General features: G+C 54.5%; 16 protein-coding genes and 1 tRNA gene. 10 read left to right on the forward strand and 7 right to left on the reverse strand.

Going from position 1 to position 21887, the window contains the following annotated elements:
- Positions 1 to 282: 282 nt before the first annotated feature.
- The 3 genes from EYA77_RS08840 to EYA77_RS08850 are packed head-to-tail and all read left to right on the forward strand — an operon-like array spanning position 283 to position 4103.
- A complete protein-coding gene (locus tag EYA77_RS08840) occupies positions 283 to 1974 on the forward strand; it encodes a cache domain-containing protein (RefSeq protein ID WP_167816494.1) in 1692 nt (563 codons plus the stop codon).
- A gap of 8 nt (positions 1975 to 1982) precedes the next feature.
- A complete protein-coding gene (locus EYA77_RS08845; protein WP_245241238.1) occupies positions 1983 to 3680 on the forward strand; it encodes a cache domain-containing protein in 1698 nt (565 codons plus the stop codon).
- 6 nt (positions 3681 to 3686) lie between these two features.
- Complete coding sequence (locus EYA77_RS08850) at positions 3687 to 4103, forward strand: hypothetical protein (RefSeq protein ID WP_095642482.1); 417 nt, start codon at positions 3687 to 3689, stop codon at positions 4101 to 4103.
- Between the two features lie 195 nt (positions 4104 to 4298).
- On the opposite strand, the gene EYA77_RS08855 is transcribed toward EYA77_RS08850, so the two are convergent.
- Both EYA77_RS08855 and EYA77_RS08860 read right to left on the reverse strand, forming a co-directional pair.
- On the reverse strand, positions 4299 to 5120 hold the full coding sequence (locus EYA77_RS08855) for a uridylate kinase (protein ID WP_042700365.1): 822 nt from the start codon (positions 5118 to 5120) through the stop codon (positions 4299 to 4301).
- 17 nt (positions 5121 to 5137) lie between these two features.
- Positions 5138 to 5365: a hypothetical protein gene (locus EYA77_RS08860; RefSeq protein ID WP_167816495.1), complete on the reverse strand. Its 228-nt coding sequence runs from the start codon at positions 5363 to 5365 to the stop codon at positions 5138 to 5140.
- 122 nt (positions 5366 to 5487) lie between these two features.
- Here EYA77_RS08860 and EYA77_RS08865 point away from each other — a divergent pair, with 122 nt between their 5' ends.
- On the forward strand, positions 5488 to 5664 hold the full coding sequence (locus EYA77_RS08865; protein ID WP_167816496.1) for a hypothetical protein: 177 nt from the start codon (positions 5488 to 5490) through the stop codon (positions 5662 to 5664).
- Positions 5665 to 5687: 23 nt separating this feature from the next.
- Here EYA77_RS08865 and EYA77_RS08870 read toward each other — a convergent pair whose 3' ends face one another.
- From EYA77_RS08870 to mutS, 3 genes are all read right to left on the reverse strand, one after another.
- On the reverse strand, positions 5688 to 6917 hold the full coding sequence (locus tag EYA77_RS08870) for a TIGR00300 family protein (protein WP_095642484.1): 1230 nt from the start codon (positions 6915 to 6917) through the stop codon (positions 5688 to 5690).
- A 265-nt stretch (positions 6918 to 7182) separates the two neighbouring features.
- Positions 7183 to 8988: a DNA mismatch repair endonuclease MutL gene (gene mutL / locus EYA77_RS08875; RefSeq protein WP_167816497.1), complete on the reverse strand. Its 1806-nt coding sequence runs from the start codon at positions 8986 to 8988 to the stop codon at positions 7183 to 7185.
- Complete coding sequence (mutS, locus tag EYA77_RS08880) at positions 8985 to 11582, reverse strand: DNA mismatch repair protein MutS (protein WP_167816498.1); 2598 nt, start codon at positions 11580 to 11582, stop codon at positions 8985 to 8987. Before mutS ends, mutL begins: the two co-directional genes overlap by 4 nt.
- 388 nt (positions 11583 to 11970) lie before the next feature.
- Between mutS and EYA77_RS08885 the strand changes: the two genes are divergently transcribed.
- Complete coding sequence (locus tag EYA77_RS08885; RefSeq protein WP_209315047.1) at positions 11971 to 12642, forward strand: nitroreductase family protein; 672 nt, start codon at positions 11971 to 11973, stop codon at positions 12640 to 12642.
- A 166-nt stretch (positions 12643 to 12808) separates the two neighbouring features.
- Here the strand turns inward: EYA77_RS08885 and EYA77_RS08890 are convergent, their stop codons facing one another.
- Together EYA77_RS08890 and EYA77_RS08895 are read right to left on the reverse strand one after the other, a co-directional pair.
- Positions 12809 to 14200, reverse strand: a complete 1392-nt coding sequence (locus EYA77_RS08890) for an MATE family efflux transporter (protein WP_042700351.1) — start codon at positions 14198 to 14200, stop codon at positions 12809 to 12811.
- Positions 14201 to 14389: 189 nt separating this feature from the next.
- Complete coding sequence (locus EYA77_RS08895; protein ID WP_052320023.1) at positions 14390 to 14851, reverse strand: phosphate-starvation-inducible PsiE family protein; 462 nt, start codon at positions 14849 to 14851, stop codon at positions 14390 to 14392.
- A 136-nt stretch (positions 14852 to 14987) separates the two neighbouring features.
- On the opposite strand from EYA77_RS08895, the gene EYA77_RS08900 reads away from it, so the two are divergent.
- The 5 genes from EYA77_RS08900 (at position 14988) to EYA77_RS08920 (ending at position 21678) form a co-directional block, all read left to right on the forward strand.
- Positions 14988 to 15061: transfer RNA gene (locus tag EYA77_RS08900), tRNA-Lys, on the forward strand.
- A gap of 219 nt (positions 15062 to 15280) precedes the next feature.
- Positions 15281 to 15529, forward strand: coding sequence for a DNA-directed RNA polymerase subunit H (locus tag EYA77_RS08905; protein WP_042700348.1), 249 nt, complete (start codon positions 15281 to 15283; stop codon positions 15527 to 15529).
- 16 nt (positions 15530 to 15545) lie between these two features.
- The gene (locus EYA77_RS08910; RefSeq protein WP_042700346.1) at positions 15546 to 17096 is read left to right on the forward strand and encodes a DNA-directed RNA polymerase subunit B''; all 1551 of its coding nucleotides are present in this window, start codon (positions 15546 to 15548) and stop codon (positions 17094 to 17096) included.
- A 2-nt stretch (positions 17097 to 17098) separates the two neighbouring features.
- Positions 17099 to 19012 carry a DNA-directed RNA polymerase subunit B' gene (locus EYA77_RS08915; RefSeq protein ID WP_167816499.1) on the forward strand — a complete coding sequence of 638 codons (1914 nt, stop codon included), beginning with the start codon at positions 17099 to 17101 and terminating at the stop codon, positions 19010 to 19012.
- A complete protein-coding gene (locus tag EYA77_RS08920) occupies positions 19009 to 21678 on the forward strand; it encodes a DNA-directed RNA polymerase subunit A' (RefSeq protein ID WP_042700340.1) in 2670 nt (889 codons plus the stop codon). The genes EYA77_RS08915 and EYA77_RS08920 overlap by 4 nt, the downstream gene beginning before the upstream one ends.
- The last annotated feature ends 209 nt before the right edge of the window (positions 21679 to 21887 follow it).

Genomic DNA, 21887 nt, shown 5'->3' on the forward strand with positions numbered 1-21887 from the left:
GCTTTCAGCGTCCAACCCGCCCGCTCGCACGTCTCCTTCGCTTCGCTCAGGAACTTGCTTAGCTGAGGTTGGCCGCGTTCCGCGTCCAACCCGCCTGACCGCAAGTTTTCTTCAAAAACTTGCTTAGCTGAGGTCGGCCGCGTTCCGCGTCCAACCCGCCTGACCGCAAGTTTTCTTTGGAAACTTGCTTAGCTGAGGTCGGCCGCGTTCCGCGTCCAACCCGCCATCAAAACCTTTAATAACTCTCCCCTTGAATTGTTCACTAGGATAGAAGATACAATTATGAAACCCGTTACTCCTTCTTCAATAGTCATCATCGGCATACTTCTTCTTATTTTGGCAGCTGCCGGGTGTATAGCTGCCCCCGAGGAACCAAAAATCGAACCGGTCTCCGAACAGTATTACGCGGACATGAACGTGGCACTCGACAGATATGTAGAGACCATCAATGCTGAGATGGCGCAGATCAACGCATCGGTCTGGACTGCCGCCAGGGAACTGGACGGTGTCCCGGCAGATGATCCGGCAGTCAAACTCGCGCTCTTAAAACTCAAAAGCGAGATCCCGCTCGCATTCGACGCAGGAAGGGTCACCAAGGATAACTATCTTTCTGCCGTCACCAATCCGATGGGAGAAAAAACCCTCGTCGGGACCTATGTCGGGACCTACCAGTTCACCGAAGAAGAACTCACGTCTGCCGGAAACACCTGTCTCATATCCGGCTACACCACCTTCAAAAACGGTGAACGCGGGGTCCGTATAGCCGCGCCCGTCTATGACGCCGAAGGAAACTTTGACGGCATCCTGCAGGTGCCTCTCGACGTGGACTACCTCTTCGCAGGGCCTGCTGAAGTACTCAAGAATGAATGCGGATACACCGCCTGGATCGTTGATACAAACGGCATCGTGCTCTACGACGACGACTCCTTTGAAGTCGGCTCGGATCTCACCGCCGGATCCTCATATTTTACCCCCACCTACACCAAAGCGGTCCAAACTATCCTTGCAGACACATCGGGACAGGCTTCATACATCCATTTTACCCGCGGCTGGGTCTCCCGGGATCAGATAAACGCGGTCTGGACGACTCTGCAGCCCGGCGTCGGAACAGAATGGCGGATCATACTCACTGATGATGTACATATATACGAGGGTCCTGAAAGTACGCAGATAACACAGGAAGAGCTGAAGGCCTTTGTGACAAACGCCTACCTATATGCCAACACGGAGGGAAAACAAAAAGCTCTTGCCGCATTCAATGATCCGCACGGTCCGTTCGTCGACGGAGAGCTGTATATCTTTGCGCTGGATATGAACGGTACGGTCCTTTCCCTCCCCCACCAGCAGCCGCTTGTCGGAACAAGTACCTGGTTTTCCATGGACTCGACCGGGGTCAAACATATCCAGCGCATGATCGCCCGGGCGCAGCAGGGCGGCGGATATGTGTTTTATCTGTATCCGAATCCGGACGAAGGATTCCAGCATGAACTGAAGTTGTCCTATGTGATCCCGGTCGATAACGACTGGTTCATCGGCGCAGGAGTATATCAGCATGATTCGGCGTTTTCCCACGGCAAAGTCATCGACTGGCAGACACGAAACGCTCTGGTCGAACAGGTTCGGACCATGCGGTATCTTGCTGCCGTCGAAGGCATACCCGCGGTGACCGATATGATCCTGGATCCGGCCAGTTCGATCCAAAGAGAAGACATCTACCCGTTCGCGGTCACCGGAAACGGCACGATCCTTGCATTCTCCACCGAACCGGCCCTTGTCGGGACCAACCAGCTCGGCAGTGTCAACAGTTACGGGATGTCCTTTGTCCGGGAAGGTATCTCCCTTGGAAAGAGCGGCGGCGGCCTGATGTACACGCTCGCCTGGGACTCCGCACAGAACCGTGAGGTGTATGTCCTGGATTACGTTGAACCGGTTGGAAACGACACCTACTTTGCAAGCTTTATGATTCTTGAGTGAGGAAAAAAATGACACGAAATCAAGTAATGATGATCGGTGTTGCCGGCATACTGCTGATCCTCATAATTACCTCGGGCTGCATTGCGTTTGCGGGAAACACGCCCGAACTTCAGCCTGTTTCCGATGAACACACCCGTGAAATGCAGGCGGCGCTGTATCCGGTGATCTACCTGATCACCGATGAGATGGATGATGCATGCAGTTTAGTGATGAAAACTGCCCGCGAACTTGACGGAAAAGAAGCAACCGATCCGGACGTCCGGCTTGCTCTCGTTAAACTGAGACGCGATATCCCGTCCTCCTTTGAGGTGGGGCTCTTCGATGCAGACGACACGCTGATCTCTTCAACTGAAGACCTTGGCGCGACCATGGAGATCGGCTCAGGCAAGGCGACCCATCATTACACCGAAGAGGACTTCAAGGCTGCCGGATCGCGGTGCATCGTCTCGGGATACACGACCCTTCTTCACGGCGACAACGGATTTACCTTCACCGCCCCGGTGTATGATGATGAGGGAAAGTATAACGGGAACCTCCGGGTCGGGATCGACACCTGGGCGCTCTTTGCAGGGATCAACGAATATCTCAGAAATGAATACGGCTATACGATCTGGGTGACCCAGGAGAACGGGCTTGTGATCTATGATCAGGACTCTCAGGAGATCGGGGAAAATCTCATCTCCGACACGCTGTATCAGATCCCCTCTCTGCAGAGTGCCGTGAAAAAGATCCTCACAGATCCGTCGGGCAATGCCTCGTACTTCTTCCACGACCCAACCTGGGTGAACTTTGTCCAGACCAACACCGTCTGGGGGACCGTCAGTCCGGGATACGGCATGACCTGGAAGATCGTTCTGTCCGACAATGTTCCGGGAAAAACCTCGGGGGATCCTGAGGAGATGCGGACACCCGAAGAGCTGAAAGCATTTGTTGAAGAGGCCTATGTCTACGCCCAGAAGGAAGGAAAGGAAAAAGCGCTTGCTGCGTTCAATGATCCGCGCGGGGAGTTTAGTGACGGTGAACTCTACATCTTCGCCTATGATATGGACGGCGTTACGATGGCTCTTCCTTATCAGCCGGGGCTGATCGGAACGAGCCGCTGGTTCATTGAGGATCCAAGCGGCGTGAAGATCATGCAGCGGATGGTCTCCCGGGCACAGCAGGGCGGCGGGTATCTGTGTTATCTGTATCCAAACCCTGACCACAATTATGCCCAGGAGTATAAACTGTCTTATCTGATGCCGGTGGATGACACCTGGTTCATCGGGGCAGGTTCCTACATCCAAAACAGTCCTCTGTCGAACTCCGAGTACATCGACTGGCAAGCCAGGGAGGATCTCACCTATCAGGTCAGAAACATGCAGTACATTGCGGCCACTGAAGGGATCCCTTCACTTACCGCGATGATCAAGGATCCAACCAGCAGTCTGCAGATCGACGGACTCTATCCGTTTGCGGTCGCCGAAAACGGCACGGTCCTTGCCTGTTCCCTTAAACCCTGGCTGGACGGCACCAATCAGCTGGGACGAACAACAGCTCTCGGCGTATCGCTATTCAGGGAAATGATCTCCACTGCCCGTGAGGGGGGCGGCGTGTTCTACTGCCTGGATGGTGATCCGGGAAGCAGTGATGCGCAGTATATGCTGATCTATGTCGAACCGGCTGGTGCCTCCGTCTGTGTAGGCAGTATGCTTATAATCGGGTGAGCTTGTATGGTCATTCGCTACAAAAAGAAAACTCCCGGACAGATCCGTTTTATCATGGTGGTCTTTCTCATTGCGGCTGTGATTATGATCCTTGTAGGCGCACTCTCGGGTTTGCTGTTTGGAGCGAACTATATCGTGGATCAGTCTCTTTCGGATCCTGATGTTCTGGTGAATCCGTCATTGGCAGGAAATGATATCGTCGTGACGATCTATGAAGGACGAAGGATCAGCGAGCTCGAGCAGATTTCAGTGGAGATCGAAGGCTATGCTCCCGTGGTGATGAATGTGCAGAAAGGCGCGTCCGAGGTCGTTTTTACCGGAATCGCCGTTCAGATCACGGAAACACGGACGGTCGGCGTACGCGGGATATTTACCGACGGCACGGTAAAACTTCTGAAGATAGTCGAGCTGAAGTTCACCTGATCTCTGAAAAATCTTTTTTTTGCGGATGGAAGTTCGGCCGAGAGCAAACTGAATGTTTGCGACCGCGGTCGGTTTTTTTCTCATGTCTCCGCGCATTCCCGTACACGAAATCGAAGTACGTCTCAGAAGGACTTCAGTTTTTTTCCGGTTGACAGCACACCGCGTAAGTCCTATTAAAAAAAAGGTTTGCCGGGTTCACCCGCGGCGGATCACGGTCCCGGCCTTTCCTTCACGCAAAACTGCAGTCAGTTCGCCTGGATTATGGCCGTTCACGATCCTGACCTCATGCAGATTTTTGCAGTGCGCCAAAATCTCCACGGCCTTATGCTCCATAACCATATCGTCCATATTCAGATCCATAAGTTCGGTCGTGGTGATCGAAGGGATCAGCTCGGCATCCGGATAGATAAACGGATTCTTATCAAAAAGACCTGCAGTATTTTTCACCAGAATGCAGGCCTTCGCTCCAAGCACTTCGGCCGCGATCAGCGCACCGCAGTCCGTCCGATACTGAGGGAGCATCCCCTTTTCCGGAGGCACCTCAAAAAGACCAAACGGCGGCGTTCCCTGGGTCACCGGCAAAACCCCCTGGCGAAGCAGGTTTGGGACCTCTAAAATATCAGATGTCGAGATCGACTGTCCGCCGACATCAGCAAGAAGGATGGAAAGCATCAGCGCATTCTGCTCGCTGATCTTTCCGGCAAGCGACGCAAGAACGCCGGTCGGCATCCCAAGATCCAGACCGATATCCATAACATGACGGACACGCGCCCCGCCGCCCGTCATGATAAGCATAGGAAAATCATGGACAAGATCCCTGATCTCGCAAACAAGAGGATGGACCGCAGACGATCCGTAATCAATAACTCCGTGTCCGCCGATCTTGACAACGCTGACTTCAGGAGCGATACGAAGAGGGATGATCCCCTCCTGCCCGGAAAGAAGACCGACGCGGGAGAGCGTTTCACCCTTAAGATTTGATTCGAGACTTTTACGTGTATAGGGCGTTATTCTCATACGTACTATACATAAAGTCAGTCAGAGTATTTCTTTTTACCGTGTTCCGCCTCATCGATCGGGGCAAGATAGATAAGTTCGGCATCGACACCCTCCAGAATGGCTTCAAGTTCCGTTTTTCTGAAGTGGCTGGCGGCAAAACGAATGTCGGTACGGTCTCCGGTAACCGCAGCGATACGGTATCTCGGCTCCTGGACGCCTGTCCCGACCTTGTTTCGCTCTCTTACATAAATTTTTGTTGTCATTTTTTATCTCACCTGCTTTTTACACTGATATATCAGCTGGTATATGGGATAAATATTTGTATTGTGTGATAAAAAAATCCAGGCGTATGTATTTATTAATCTTTAATGATAATTAGTGATAAATGCACGAAAATCCGATCACGTATCAAAAAGCTCTTAATGCCTCAGCCGTTGCCGATTCACTCAGCTGCGACAAGGCACTCGCTATCTGTAAAATTTTTGAATTCGACCATGCCCCGTTCCGCGAGTACTGTGAATCACACCAGATCACGTTCACTGACTGCAGTGCGGATTTTTAAGAAAAAAACTGTTTTTGGAGAGATCAGCGTTTCGCCTGATTTCTCAACTCTTCTAAAAGGAGCGGCATGAACGTTCCGGCATCGCTGATCAGACCGATCGCCTGGGAGGTCCCGCGGTCCATGAGTTTGGTGACGGACGCGGGGTTTATGTCCACACAGATGGTTTTGACATGGGAGGGGAGAAGATTTCCGACAGCGACCGAGTGCAGGAGGGTTGCGACCATCAAAACCATCCCAAGCTCGGGGATGTGCCGGCGCATGGCGTCCTGGGACTCCATGACGTTCTGGATGACATCCGGCAGAGGGCCGTCGTCACGGATCGATCCGGCGAGAACATAGGGCACATCGTTTTTGATGCATTCGTACATGATCCCGCGGGTGACCAGGCCGGATTCGACGGCGGCACGGATCGAGCCGGCACTCATGATCTTGTTTATTGTATAGAGATGATGCCTGTGTCCTCCGCTGACGAGTTCGCCGGTCGCAAGGTTCATGCCAAGCGATGTGCCGAAGATGCTGCTTTCGAGATCATGGGTCGCGAGGGCGTTGCCGGCGAATAGGACATCAAGGTATCCCTCGCGGATCATCGAAGCGACGGCGTCGGACGCGCCGGTATGGACGATCGCGGGTCCCCCGACGAGAGCGACCTTTTTTCCGGAGGCTTTGACCGCGAGGAGTTCTTTGGCGATCCTGCTGATGATCGTCCGGCTCGGCCGCTCGGAGGAGACGCTGCCGGCCATGAACTCGAAGACGCCGATCTCACGCGGCCGTTCGGGGAAGTCGACCCTGACGCCTTCCTCGCCGACGACAACGGTGTCTCCCGGGAGAAGTTTGCCCTGCACGACGCATTTTGCGGTCATGTTTTTTGTGTCGACCGCGATGAGCGCATCCATTTTCATGGTGCCGACAGGTATCCACGTATCTTTGTAATGGACATAGGTCGGGTGGTTGGTCGTTGAATAGAATCCTTCCGGTGCGACCTTATCTTTTACAACGGTGACGAGTTCGACCTCCGCTTCTCCGGAGACGATGACACCCAATCTGCGGAGTTCGCTGATGAGGGCGGTCAGCTGCTCTGGCGTTTCGGCGCAAATCTGCATTCTGGCATAGCTCGGATCGGTCTTCAGCCGGCCAAGGGTAAACTCTTCCGTTTCGAAATCGCCGTTGTATTCGACGACGGTGTCCATGACTTTGGCAAGGATCCCGGAATCTACAATGTGGCCCCGAAGTTCGATTTCCCGCGAAAACTTCATGGGATAGTATTTGGATGTGATATGACATGAATTTAGGGGAAGATGGGGCGGGAAGGCTGGTTTATCTCTCAGCCGAAAAAAAGATCACACATCTCTCACGTTCTGAGAAACATGCCTGCGAGCCGGGATTTCGAAAGAACGATCGTCGTGGGTCGTCCATGAGGGCACGAATCGACCCGCCGATTTTCTCATGTGCAGTCGATTAACGACTGCACAGAAAATCACCGGCGCGATGAACTCGCTCCGCTCGCAATTCTCATTCGAATTACGTTCTGAGAAACATGCCTGCAAGCCGGGATTTCGAAAGAACGACCGTCGTCGGCCGGCCGTGAGGGCAGGTGTACGGCGATCTCGTCGCCATAAGCTGGCGTAAGAGGCGCTGCATCTGCTCGATCGTAAGAGGCGTGTTCCCTTTTACGACGGCACGGCAAGCGGCGGTCTTCAGCACCCGGTCCAGGACCTCGTCGGTACTGCCGACCCCGTCAAGCGCCGCTTCCAAGATCGCGTGGATGACCTCCGGATCGCCCAAAGTCGAGGAGACGACCGGGACTGAGCGGACCATCCATACGTCTTTTCCAAACGGCTCGAGCAGATATCCCGCTGAGGCGAGAACTTCCTGCAGATCGGGAAGGGCGGCAATCTCCTTTTTCGAGAGCGTGATCGGGAGCGGAACGATCAGTTCCTGGCCGGACTCCGCCGACGAGGCGCGGGCGAGCAGCTGATCATACATGATCCGCTCATGGGCCGCATGCTGATCGACGACGATCAGGTCGCCGGATTCGTTCTTCGCGAGGATATACGTATCCCCGATCTGGCCGAGGACTTCGGGAACGAAGATATCCGTTTCCGGCAGCTCCCCGGTCTCGGTCCGCCGAAGCTGCTTCTCCGTCTGCTTCAAAGGAGCCTGCCCGGTCACCTGTTTCGCGGAATACGCAGGCACCGGTTCTCCCACGATCTCTGCCGGCAGGGTCGTGACCGAATCATGGGCGGGGGCGGGCGAGGGGAGTGAAAACGACGTGAGCCTTGAACAAACCGAAGGTTTGTGACCCGGGGCGGGAGAAAAGACCCGCTCCTCATGCAGAGCCTGATAGACCGCATCCTGAACAGACCGCATCACTTCCCTCTCGCGGGACAGACGGATCTCCCGCTTCGTCGGGTGCACATTCACATCCACCTCACGGGGATCGAGCGTGATGTCCAGAAATGCCGCGGGAAACATCCCTTTTGGAAGAAGCGTGCCGTATCCCTCGCGGATCGCCCACTGCAGCTGACGGGACGTCACCTGCCGGCCGTTTACCGCGAGATAAAACCGCGTCTGGGTCGTCTTCATCTCGGAACCTGGCCGCGTGATCCAGCCGTCGATCTTCACCGGACCGAAACTGCCGGAGACCGGGGTCAGCTCTTTTGAAAAGGATGAACCGAACACCGCCGCGATCACGTCCGGGTACGAGCCTGTGCCAAACGTCTGGAATCGTTCCTTCCCGTTGTACAGCAGAACAAACGAGATGTGCCGGTTCGAAAGGGCGATCCTCTCGACCATGTCGTAGACGTGGGACAACTCTGTCGGAACAGACTTCTGGAACTTGCGTCTGGCCGGCGTATTGTAAAAGAGCGCCTCGATGATAATGCTCGTTCCTTCCGGGGCACCGACCGCGGCGTGCGAGATCAGCTCTCCGCCGTGGATCACCACGCGGGCCGCTTCGGGCGAGGCCGAACCCCGTTCCTTTGTCGTGAAGGTCACCTTCGAGATCGCCGCGATGCTTGCGAGAGCCTCGCCGCGGAACCCGAGCGTGGTTATCCCGTCGAGATCCTCCGGGCGGGATATCTTGCTTGTCGCATGCTGACGAAACGCGAGAAGAGCGTCGTCGAAGTCCATCCCGACCCCGTCGTCCGTGACGGAGATCCGGGTGATCCCGGTCTTATCCGCCGATATCCCGATCCTAATCGAACGGGCATCCGCGTCGACGGCATTTTCCACGAGTTCTTTCACGACCGAGGCGGCGCGTTCGACCACTTCGCCGGCCGCGATATGGCTTATCGTCTCCTCGTCAAGGATCCTGACCTTGCTCATTTCTTCTCCAGCATTGCTTTGAGTTCGTTGATAAACATGAGGGCCTGCATAGGCGTCATCATATTCGGATCGGCTTCACGGACCCGCTCCTCGACCGCTGACTGGACCGGCTCCGGGGCATCCATCAGAAGCATCTGCGTGTAGTATTTTTTCCCGCCGGAAGAGGCGTCTTCGGACAGCGCCTCGCGGAGAAGATCCGCCGCCCGAACAAGGACCTTTTTCGGAACACCCGCGATCTTCGCCACATGGATACCGTAGCTCCGGTCGGTCGCGCCCGGAATGAGTTTTCGAAGGAACGTGATGTCGTGCTGATCCTCTTTGACGGCGAAGTGGTAATTCCGCACGCGCCTAAGCTCGGACTCCATTTCGATCAGCTGATGGAAGTGGGTCGCAAAAAGCGTGCGGGGACCGGATCCTCCTTTACCGTGCAGATATTCGAGTACGGACCGTGCGATCGCATACCCGTCGACGGTGCTCGTTCCCCGCCCGATCTCATCCAGGAGGATGAGACTTTTGTCGGTCGCGTTGTTCAAGATGTTTGCGAGTTCGAGCATCTCGACCATGAACGTGCTCTGCCCCCCGGCAAGATCATCGGATGCACCGACCCGGGTGAAGACCCGGTCGACGATCCCGATCCGCGCAAATCCGGCAGGAACGAAGCAGCCGGTCTGGGCCATGATACAAATCAGGGCGACGCTTCGCATGTAGGTGGATTTTCCGGCCATGTTGGCGCCGGTGAGGATCAGGATCTGCTGGCCGATCGAACTCATCTCGGTGTCGTTTGGGACATAGCCCCCCGGAACGCTGTTTTCGACGATCGGGTGGCGGCCGTCACGGATGAGAAGTTCCGTTCCGGGAACGAGTTCGGGGCGGACGTAGTTTCCGGAGAGGGAAAGATCTGCGAACGCGGCGATCATGTCGATCGTGCCGATCGAGCGGGACGCCTGCTGGAGCGCCGGGACGAACTGGCCGAGATGCGTGAGAAGTGATTCGAAGAGCGATATCTCGAGAGCAAGAACGCGGTCATCGGCCTGGGCCATCACCGCTTCTCGTTCGCGGAGTGCGGGGATCGTGAACCGTTCCCCGTTTGCGGTGGTCTGTTTGCGTTCGTAGGTGTCTGGGACGAGATGGAGGTTGGCTTTCGTGATCTCGATGTAGTAGCCGAACACGTTGTTGTAGGCGATCTTGAGCGAACGGATCCCGGTTCGTTCCCGTTCGGTCTGCTGGAGTTCGGCGATCCAGTCGCGGCCGTTTGCGACGATATGTCTGACTTCGTCAAGATCCCGGTCGTATCCTTCCCTGATGACACTGCCGTTTTTGTAGACGAGAGGCGGCTCGTCGACGATCGCGGAAAGAATCAGATCGGCGACGCCGTCAAAGGAGGGGATCTGTTCGAGTTCGTCTTTGAGGAGGCCTTCGGCGCCGCAGAGTTCGGCGGTGAGTTCGGGAACGGCGGCCAGACTCGAGGCGAGAGCGAGAAGATCACGCGGCGAGGCGTTTCCGTAGGCGATCCTGCCGGCGATCCGTTCGATGTCGGTGAACCTGGAGAGGATGGTCCTGGTCCCGGAGAGGAGGACGGGGCGCCGGGTGAAGAACCCGACGGCGTCGAGACGATGATTTATCTTTTCCGGCGAGGTCAGCGGCCGGGTGATGGTGCTTCGCAGAACACGGCTCCCCATGGGAGTTTTGGTCCGGTTGAGAAAGCCGAAGAGGGTCGTATCATTCCGGTCGCCTCGGAGGGGATTGAGGATCTCGAGATTCCGGAGCGTGATCGCGTCCAGGATCATCGCGTCGTTTGCGTATTTTCTGGAGAATCCGCGGATGTGGGGGAGACTCGTTTTCTGGGTCTCTTTTGCATAGCGGAGAGCGGCTGCGGCAGCATTGATGCATTCTGCGGAACTGACATCGAATCCGTCCAAGGAGGAGACGCAAAATGCGGCGGTGAGTTCGGCGGCGCCGTCGGTGAAGAGGCCTGAGCGGCCAGGGGTGAGGACCCTGCAGGTGGAGGCGAGGTAGGTGATGAGGTCTGCGGAGATGCCCTGCGGAACAAGGATCTCAAGGGGATTGTACTGTTCTATTTCGGTGGCGAGTGCGGAAAATCCCGGTTCATAGGGGATCTCCCGGACGAAGAATTCGCCGGTGGAGATGTCGAGGAAGGCAAGACCCATGACGGTTTTTTTGGCGTCGGAACACAGCGCCATGAGGTAGCGGGCGGTAGGACCGGGGATGACGTCGGCGTCGATCGCCGTTCCCGGGGTGACGACCCGGACGACGTCCCGCTTTACGACGCCTTTTGCGAGTTTGGGGTCCTCGACCTGTTCGCAGACGGCGACTTTGTAGCCTTTGCGGATCATTCTGGGGAGGTAGAGGTCGACTGCGTGGTAGGGGATGCCGGCAAGGGGGATCGGGTTTCCGTCTGGATCTTTGGAGCGGGAGGTCTGGACGATGTCGAGTTCGCGGGCACAGATCTCGGCGTCTTCGAAGAAGGTCTCGTAAAAGTCACCCATCCGCATGAAGAGGATACAGTCGGGATATTTTTCTTTGAATGTTTTGACCTGTTCCATTGCAGGAGTGAGTTTTTTGGGAGAGGCCATGTTGGGAATATGTTGTCGGTGAAAGGGTATGAGGGTTTGGAATGCGAGCCGAGCCAACGGCTCGGCTTTAGCGGAGCAAGTTTGAGTGAAGCGAAAACTTGCGACTGTGCGGCACGATGTGCCCTTAACTGAGCAAGTCTCTGCAGGAGACTTGCGACTGCGGGTCAACCGCAGGTTGACCTCAGCGGAGCAAGTTTGAGTGAAGCGAAAACTTGCGAATGTGGGCCGACCCGAAGGGCTGACCAAATCGGCGGCCCAACCCGCCCCCTAATCCCAATCCAGCATACCCTACCTATACATTCTTATTCGATCAAACCCACATCAGCAGTAACGAAACGCACAACGTCAGTACCTGACGAAAAGACGTTTCCCAAAGGAAAAGGAGACAGTGGAAACTACGATAGACATACAGCAGGCAATCAAAGAACGTCATTCGGTACGCAGCTTTACCGATCAGCCAATCGAAGGCGAGATAAAAGCCTCCCTTCTGGAAGAAATCGAAGCATGCAATCGGGAAAGCGGACTCAACATCCAGCTGTGTCTCGATGAGCCCAAGGCATTCGGCGGCATGCGGGCACACTACGGGAAGTTTGAAAACTGTAAAAACTACATCGCCCTCATAGGCATGGCCGGAACCGATGAAAAATGCGGATATTACGGCGAGAGACTCGTACTGAAAGCACAGCAGCTCGGGCTCAACACCTGCTGGGTCGGGATGACGTACAGCAAATCGAAAGCACCCTGTGTATTGAACAAAGGCGAAAAGATCCAGATCGTCATTGCGCTCGGCTATGGCAAAACATCAGGTAAACCGCATAGATCAAAGGACATGATGCAGCTCTGTAAAGTTGACGGAGAAATGGCAGACTGGTTCAAAAAGGGCATGGAGGCCGCAATGCTCGCTCCAACTGCGATCAATCAGCAGAAGTTCATCATAACGCAGAACGGAAACACCGTTTCGGCAAAACCCCTCCCCGCATTCTTTTCCAAATTCGACATCGGGATCGTCAAATATCATTTCGAGATCGGCGCAGGAAAAGAAAATTTCGAATGGGCATAGGATCTATGCCGCCGTCTCTCTCCGAAAAAATGCCGGATGCCGGAGGAGACATGAAACTTTTTTGCCTCAACCCCGGCCCCCTGCTCTTATCCCGCTGATACTGCGGACATCCTGATAAAAAAAGGTTCATCGGGTAATGCTGCATATCGCAGTCCCGATCGTTTTTTCAGTTTTCGGCAGGCGCTCCCTCCCCTTCGATCCTCAGCTTCTTCGTCTTCCATCCTCCGCGCATATAGAAGAACAGATCGAAACAGAACATCACGACCGTTCCGCAGACAGCTGCATACCAGATGTACTGGATTGGATACCCGCTGAGCGCAAAGAATGCCGAAAGACCGACCTGCACGATCATCTGACCGGCGATCGCCGAGTACATCCCCGGACGGGTCATACCTGCGCCGTTCATCGCAAATCCCATCGTCATAGCTATTGCTATGAGGAAATACGACAGCGGCACGATCTGCATAAACAGGATCCCGTCAGCAAGCGATTCGCCCGTCGCTCCGAAAAACTTCAGGAACTCCGTCGCAAACACCAGATACAGCGCCGCAACCCCGATCATAAACGCCGCATTGATCGCGGCCGCATATCTCACCGCTTGTACTGCCCGCTCCACTTTTCCCGCTCCGAGATTCTGACCCACCATTACGGCGACCCCCGTACACAGTCCCATCACGATGATCAGTCCCATCATATCCAGACGCAGACATATCCCGTATGCCGCAACCGCCGCCGTACCGTAAACGGCGATGATCGTCGTCATGGAAAGGAACGCCACACTCCGGATGCCGCTCTGGACCGCCGAAGGTATCGCGATCACGACGATATCGCGGATAAGCTTGGGCTCAAACGTCCACTTCTTTGGAAACCGGATCGGACTGTTCTTTCTTGACGGCAGAAGATACATCACGCCGATCAGGAGCAGAACGCCGATCGCCCGCGAGGTGAGGGACGCATAGGCGGAACCTGCGATACCGAATGCAGGCAGACCGCCAAGACCCATGATCAGTGTCGGGTTAAGAGCAATATTCACCACATTGACCCCGAGCATCACATACATCGGCGTCCTTGAATCCCCGGTGCTCTGGAAAACCGTCGTCAGCGTGATCAAAATCACCATCACGAACAGACCCATCAGCATCGGGGTAAGAAACCGCGCACCCTCCGCCGCGACATCGGGATAGGCTCCCATCAGAAGAAGCAGATTCTCTGAAAAGAACAATCCGATCACCGCCAGGATCGCCGAAAACCCAAGCGCCAGATACAGGGAGTGCAGCAGGATCACCTGGATACGTTCATACTTCTCCGAACCGTATGCCCGCGAGACAAAGGCCGCCGTGGCCGTCACAATGCCAAAGATCACCGTCGTCAGGACCATAAGCACCATAATACTCATAGTTCCGCCGGCGATGGACACATCACCCAGTTTGCCGATGAAATACATGTCCACGACCTCCAGTACGCTCTGAAGAAGGTTGCTGATAATGATCGGCAGAGCCACTATGAACAGGGCTTTGCCGACCGGTCCTTCAGTAAGGAAATTGCCGGAATTTTTCATCGTCACAATATCATACTAAAGGGATTTGAACGGTAATAAAGATTAATGGATTTAAATAGTTCCCCCGGCCCGCATGCGTTTATTGTCTGCCGACAAAATGCCGGCGCGGGATGCATGGTGAGATCCGACAGCCAACGGTCGTGAAAAAAAGAATTGTCCGGATTCAGAAAGTTCCAAATCTTTGTGCTTCTACGTCTCCTTCTTATCTCCCGACTCTGATAAAAACGACGCAACATTCCTATCCTCCCGCCCGAGATAGATCATCGCCACCGTAAGTCCGAGGATAACGATCGTCGTTCCGACGATATCGACAAACGTCAGATCGGTCACAAGAAGTCTTCTGACCATCGTCGTGACGCCCGCGATCAGAATCGGTCTGACAAGCACGCGCCCTGCACGCACATAAGACTGGACCATATCGATCAGTGTCGCGATAACAATGATCAAAAGAATGCCCTGAAGCACATTTGTGAGCGCCGCCTGTGTGGGGTCCTCAAGTGCGAAACTGATCATCTTGAGGGTCTCAAGGGTCCCGATAAGGGCGGTAATTATCAAAAGAGCCGCAATAAGGATGTAAATTGCGATCGTCACCAGGCTGCAGCCTTTCACTAGAAAACGCTGGGTCCGCGGGAACATATCCATATCTGCCATAATTAAGTAGGATATAGTTCCATTGTATAGGTAATAAAACAGTCTCCCTCTTTTCAGAGGGGTTGGGTGGTGTAAATCGTCATATTTATATGTGAATACATCATTCTATTACCGCTGTTTCCTAGATGAAACACAAGGGCCAGTAGATCAGTCAGGCAGATCGTCGGACTTTTAATCCGCAGGTCGGGGGTTCAACTCCCTCCTGGCCCGCTTCACGCTTTCGGGTTTTTTGATAAGGAAAAAATGCTTACAGCATACCTTATCTCATTTTATTCGATGCGTGTCTATCATCCATTACCACACCACCGGCGAATGTGTTCCCATTGGGCCATTCACAAGCCGAAGAACCAGACTTTTAAAAACTGAACCAGCTACCTGACATAATCAGCAGCAAGACACCGTATTCACACGAATCTGATTAGGAGCTACATGACAAGACTCAATGTATTACTGCATGAGATGGTCCCCGACCATCAAATCATGACCGATGAGGATGTAAAAAATCTTCTCGTAACCTTCGACATAACGGAAGACCATCTTCCAAAAATCTATCATGATGACCCCGCTGTAAAAGCCTGCGGCGCAAAACCCGGAAACGTCATTACGATCGTAAGAAAAAGCCAGACTGCAGGCGAAGCCACGTCCTACCGCCTCGTAGTAAGAAGGCCAAAGAAATAATTCGGAGGTAAAAATCATGATCGACAGAAGTGTATTATCAGGCGCGTACTTTTCCCAGGAACATGTTGCCCGCCACCAGCTGGATTCGTATAACAATTTTGTCCAGTACAACCTCCAGAAAGTCGTAGACGAACAGAGGATCGTCGAGACCGAGATCGTCAACAGAGGAAAGAACCAGGAGGCCGTATGGGTCGAACTGGGAACCATCCGCGTTGAAAAACCCATCGTCAGAGAGGCTGACGGGTCGCAGAGCAAACTCTATCCGGCAGAAGCCCGGTTAAGAAACCTCTCCTATGCCGCCCCGATGATCCTTGAGATGACCCTGCACCAGGGAGACAAAGTGTATCCTGTCCAGGAAACGACCATCGGTCAGCTTCCGGTCATGATCGGCAGCCAGGTCTGCAACCTTTGCGGTCTTTCCCAGCAGGAAAGAACCGAACAGGGCGAGGATCCAAGCGACCCCGGAGGATACTTCATCGTCAACGGGACCGAGCGTGTTTTAATGACCCTCGAAGATCTTGCGAGCAACAAGATCATGACCGAGTTCACCGAGAGATACAACGAGCAGATCCATGTATCCAAAGTGTTCTCCCAGTTCCGCGGCTACCGCGCTCTCGTCGTTGTCGAGAAAAATAAAAAGAATCTCCTCGACGTCTCCTTCCCAAGCGTCGCCGGTCACCTGCGGTTCGCAGACCTTATGCGTGCGCTTGGCCTCGAGTCCGATGAAGATATCGTATCCGCGGTATCCCTTTCGGAAGATGTCCTCACCTACATGATGCAGAACCTCGAAGAAAGCGAATGCGCCACCGTCGAAGAGGGTGTCATGTATGTCGGAAAGAAACTTGCACCGAACCAGACCAAGGATTATCAGAGAAAACGCGCAGAGTTCGTGCTGGACAGCTATCTTCTTCCTCACTTAAACTACGCTATCCCTGCCTCGCTGAAACCCGGGGATGAAGGCTACGAGGTCTATGCAAAAGACGTCCGCGTGGCAAAAGCCGAATTCCTCGGCAGAATGGCAGAGGCATGTTTCGACCTCGCACTCAACAAAAGGAGAATCGATGACAAAGATCACTACTCCAACAAACGCCTGAAACTTGCCGGCGACTTAATGGAGGATCTGTTCCGTATCTCGTTAAACAGACTGACCCGCGATGTCAAGTATCAGCTTGAACGCGCGAGCATGCGGCACAGAGAACTCGCGATCGGAACCGTCGTCCGTGCGGATGTCCTGACCGAACGCCTGATCCACCCGCTTGCAACCGGAAACTGGGTCGGCGGAAGGACCGGCGTATCCCAGCTGATGGACCGTGTCGACCACATGTCGGTCATCTCCCACCTGCGAAGAGTCATCTCCCCGCTGTCCAGATCCCAGCCTCACTTCGAGGCCCGTGATCTGCACCCGACCCAGTGGGGCCGCATCTGTCCGTCCGAAACACCGGAAGGACCAAACTGCGGTTTAGTGAAAAACTTTGCCCAGCTTGTTGAAATAAGCAAAGGAACCGACGAGGAAGAGATCCTCCGCGTCATTCAGGGCATGAAGATCCAGCCGATCAGGAGCGAATAAAAATGGAAAAGAAAATGGCACGTGTATTCGTGGACGGCGCTTTGATCGGAAAAGTCGACGACGCCGTAGGATTCACGAAAAACTTCAGACAGATGCGCAGATCAGGGCACGTCTCGACCGAAGTCAATATTTCATACAAAGATTACAGTAACGAGATCGTTATCAATACCGACCGCGGACGGGCCCGCCGCCCCCTGATCGTTGTGGAAAACGGCATCCCGGCAGTCACCCCCGAAGATATCGAGATCGTCAGATCCGGTGCAGAGGACTTTATGGCCCTGGTCTCCCAGGGAAAGATCGAGTTCATCGACGCTGAAGAGGAGGATGACCTCTTCATCGCCGTTCAGGAAGAAGACCTGACCACCGAACACACGCACCTTGAGATCGACCCGTCCCTTATCCTTGGTATCGGCGCAGCGCACGTTCCGTTCCCGGAACACAATGCATCGCCGCGTGTTACGATGGGTGCAGGTATGATCAAGCAGGCGTTAGGGTTTGCCCAGGCAAACATGAAGCTGCGGCCCGATACCCGCGGTCATATGCTTCACTACGCCCAGGTCCCGATGGTCCACACGCAGGCAGCCGAGCTTATCGGTTCCGACAACCGCCCGCAGGGTCAGAACTTCTGTGTGGCCATCATCTCCTACGAAGGATACAATATTGAAGATGCGCTCATCTTCAACAAAGCCTCGGTCGAGCGCGGAGTAGGCCGCTCCCACTTCTTCAGAACCTATGAAGGAGAGGAACGCAGATATCCCGGAGGACAGGTCGACAGGATCGAGCTCCCGGACGAGGATGTCCAGGGTTCGCACGGAATCGGTTCCTACGCAAACCTTGATATCGACGGGATCATCAATCCCGAGACCGTCGTAAATGAAAAGGATGTTCTCATCGGCAAAACCTCCCCGCCGCGTTTCCTTGAGGAACCGACCGGAGAGCTCATCGCCGTTGAAAAACGCCGCGACACCTCGATCACTATGAGAAGTAACGAGACTGGTATCGTTGACACCGTCATCATCACCGAGTCCGAAAACTCCTCCCGCCTCGTCAAAGTCAGAACGCGTGACCTCCGTATCCCCGAGATCGGCGACAAGTTCGCATCCCGTCACGGTCAGAAAGGTGTCTGCGGTCTTATCACTCCGCAGGAAAATATGCCGTTCACCGCTGCCGGTATCGCGCCTGACCTCGTCATCAACCCGCACGCAGTCCCGTCGCGTATGACCATCGGTCATATGCTCGAGATGATCGGCGGCAAAGCCGGTTCGCTCGAAGGCTCCCGCGTGAACGGGACCTCGTTTCGAAAGACCCAGGTCGAGAAGATCTTCGACTCGACCTTTGCCCAGAACCGTCTGTTGAACGACAAAGAGATCGGCAAAGACGTGAAGTCGAGCAAACTGACCCGTGAACAGGTGCTGAGACACCAGCTCGCGGAAGCAGGATTCGCTCACAACGGCCGTGAAGTCATGTACGACGGCATCACCGGACGCAGATTCCAGGCCGATATCTATATGGGTGTCATCTACTACCAGAAACTCTACCACATGGTATCTACCAAGATGCATGCACGGTCCAGAGGTCCGGTCCAGGTCCTTACCCGTCAGCCGACCGAAGGACGCGCCCGTGAAGGAGGTCTTCGTTTCGGTGAAATGGAACGTGATGTGATGATCGGTCACGGTGCCGCGATGGCACTCAAAGAACGTCTCCTTGACGAGTCCGATGCTGTGAAACAGTACGTCTGCGCACGCTGCGGAATGGTCGCCATGTACGACGCCAAGCAGAAGATGACCCGCTGCCTTGCCTGCGGTGCAGAAACCGATATTTACGAAGTTGAAATGAGTTACGCGTTCAAACTTCTCCTTGACGAGATGAAGAGTATGGGTATAGCTCCCAGACTGAGACTGGAGGATATGGTATGACATCGCCAAAGAGGATCGGCAAGATCGAGTTCGGTATCCTTTCACCGAAAGCGATCCGCGACATGAGTGTCTGTAAGGTCATCTGGCCAGACACCTACGACGACGACGGATTCCCCTACCCGAAAGGTCTCATGGACCCGAGTCTCGGAGTTATCGATCCGGGACTTCGCTGCAAAACATGCGGTCAGAAACAGGGCGACTGCCCGGGCCACTTCGGTCACATCGATCTCGCCAAACCTGTCATCCACGTAGGATACACCCGCCTGATCAGAAAACTTCTCCGTGTCACCTGCCGTGACTGCGGCCGGCTTCTTCTTGATAAAGAAGAGATCGAACGCTTCTCAGCACTTGAAGACGACCCCTACTCCGCCGAGACCATCGGCGAGAAGGATATCAAAAAGGAACGTATCTGCCCCTACTGCGGTGATCAGCAGTTCAAGATCAACTTCGAGAAGCCGACCTCATTCGTTGAGATCGTCACCGAAATGGGTGAAGACGGCAAAGTCCACAAGTCGGAACGCAAACTGACCTCTGCCGACATCCGTGAGCGCCTCGAAAAGATCCCGGACGACGATCTTCGTCTTCTCGGTATCGACCCTGACGTAGCAAGACCCGAATGGACCGTTCTTACCGTCCTTCCTGTCCCGCCGGTAACGGTCCGCCCGTCCATTATCCTTGAAAACGGTCAGAGATCCGAGGATGATCTGACCCACAAGCTTGTGGATATCATCAGGATCAACCAGCGGTTCAAGGAAAACCAGGATGCCGGTGCCCCGCAGCTCATTATCGAAGATCTGTGGGAGCTTCTCCAGTACCACGTCACCACCTACCTCGACAACGAGGTCGCAGGATGCCCGCCGGCGAGACACCGGTCCGGCAGACCGCTCAAGACACTCTCTCAGCGTCTGAAAGGAAAAGACGGCCGTTTCCGCGGATCCTTATCCGGTAAACGTGTCAACTTCTCCGCCCGTACGGTCATCTCCCCCGATCCGAACCTTTCGATCGGTGAAGTCGGTATCCCGCTTGCCATCGCAAACGAGATGTCCGTTCCTGTAAGAGTGACCAAACAGAACCTTGAGGATATGCGTGTCCTGATCAGGATCGGTCCGCACAGACCGACACTCCGTGACCCCTGCGGCGCGAACTATGTCAACAGACCCGACGGCCGGCGTATCAGACTGATCTCCGGTGAAGAAGGCAACTGTGACACCGTCGCCGAAATGATCGAACCAGGATGGAAGATCGACAGACAGCTGCGTGACGGAGATATCGTTCTCTTCAACCGTCAGCCCTCTCTGCACCGTATGTCCATCATGTCCCACCACATCAAAGTCATGAACGGCAGAACGTTCCGCCTTAACCCGGCAGTATGTCCCCCGTACAACGCAGACTTTGATGGGGATGAAATGAACCTGCACGTTCCTCAGACCGAGGAAGCACGCGCAGAAGCCGAACTTCTCGTCGCGGTCCAGGAAAACATTCTCTCGCCGCGTTTCGGCGGGCCGATCATCGGCGGTCTTCACGACCACATCTCCGGTATCTTCCTGCTGACAAACCAGCTGAAATGGTACACGAAGTCCGAGTTCCTCTATCTCCTGAAATACACTGAGATGGAACACCTCCCCGCGCCGGGAAAGGTCGAAAACGGTATTCCCTACTGGAGCAACAAACAGGCATTCTCTATGATCCTGCCAAAGGACGTCAACATGTTCTACAAAGCTACCTGCTGCCGGAACTGTGATCCCTGTACCAGAAACACCTTCTGCCCCCACGATGCCTTTATCAGGATCGTTGACGGAGAACTCCTTTCCGGAACCATCGACAAAAAGTCTGTCGGAGCAATGGACGGAGCGATTCTGAACAGGGTCATCCGTCTCCACGGTATGCAGCGTGCGAAAGAGTACATCGACGATCTGACAAAACTCTCGATCCGTGCGATCATGCTGTACGGATTCTCGTACGGTATCAACGATACCGATCTCGGTAAAGAAGAGTACAAACAGATCCGCGACGTTCTCGACACCGCAGAACACGATGTGGCAAACCGTATCAATATCTTCGAGCAGGGACACCTTGAACCGATGCCTGGAAGAACGCCGGAAGAAACTCTTGAAATGCAGGTCATGAAAGAGCTGGGTAAAGCCCGTGACCGGACCGGTGATATCGCATCCCGTCACTTAGGTTTCGAAAACTCCGCTGTGGTCATGGCCGTTTCCGGAGCTCGCGGTTCAACGCTGAACATCGCACAGATGGCCGGTTGTATCGGTCAGCAGGCAGTGCGCGGTGAACGTATCGTTCGTGGATATGAAGACAGGACCCTTCCTCACTTCAAACGCAGCGACAAAGGCGCCGATGCGCACGGATTCGTCCGCAACTCCTATAAATCCGGTCTCAACCCGACCGAGTTCTTCTTCCACGCGATCGGTGGTCGTGAAGGTCTTGTGGATACTGCGGTTCGTACATCCCAGTCCGGTTACCTCCAGCGCCGTATGATCAACGCGCTGCAGGATCTCAAAGTCGCATACGACGGAACTGTCCGCAGTACCGGCGGCAAGATCATCCAGTTCGTGTATGGAGAAGACGGGACCGATCCGGCCAAGTCCGCATCCGGTCTGCCGGTCGATGTGAAAGGTATTGCCGAATCCGTTCTCAAGGAGGAGATCTAACATGGTTCCAAACAATGATGAGTTCGACGAGGAGTTCGATACCTTCGAAGAAGTCATCGAAGAAACTCCCGTAAAGACCTCAAAGAAGTCCCTGGCGGAAAAGGTCGAAGAAGTCCTTGAAACAGAATCTGCCGAGGAAACCCCCGCCGAGTCTGCAGAAAAGAAGCCCCGGGCAAAGAAAGCAAAGAAGACCGAAGAGGTCGTTATCG

Source organism: Methanocorpusculum sp. GPch4, assembly GCF_012062385.1.
GTDB lineage: Archaea > Halobacteriota > Methanomicrobia > Methanomicrobiales > Methanocorpusculaceae > Methanocorpusculum > Methanocorpusculum parvum.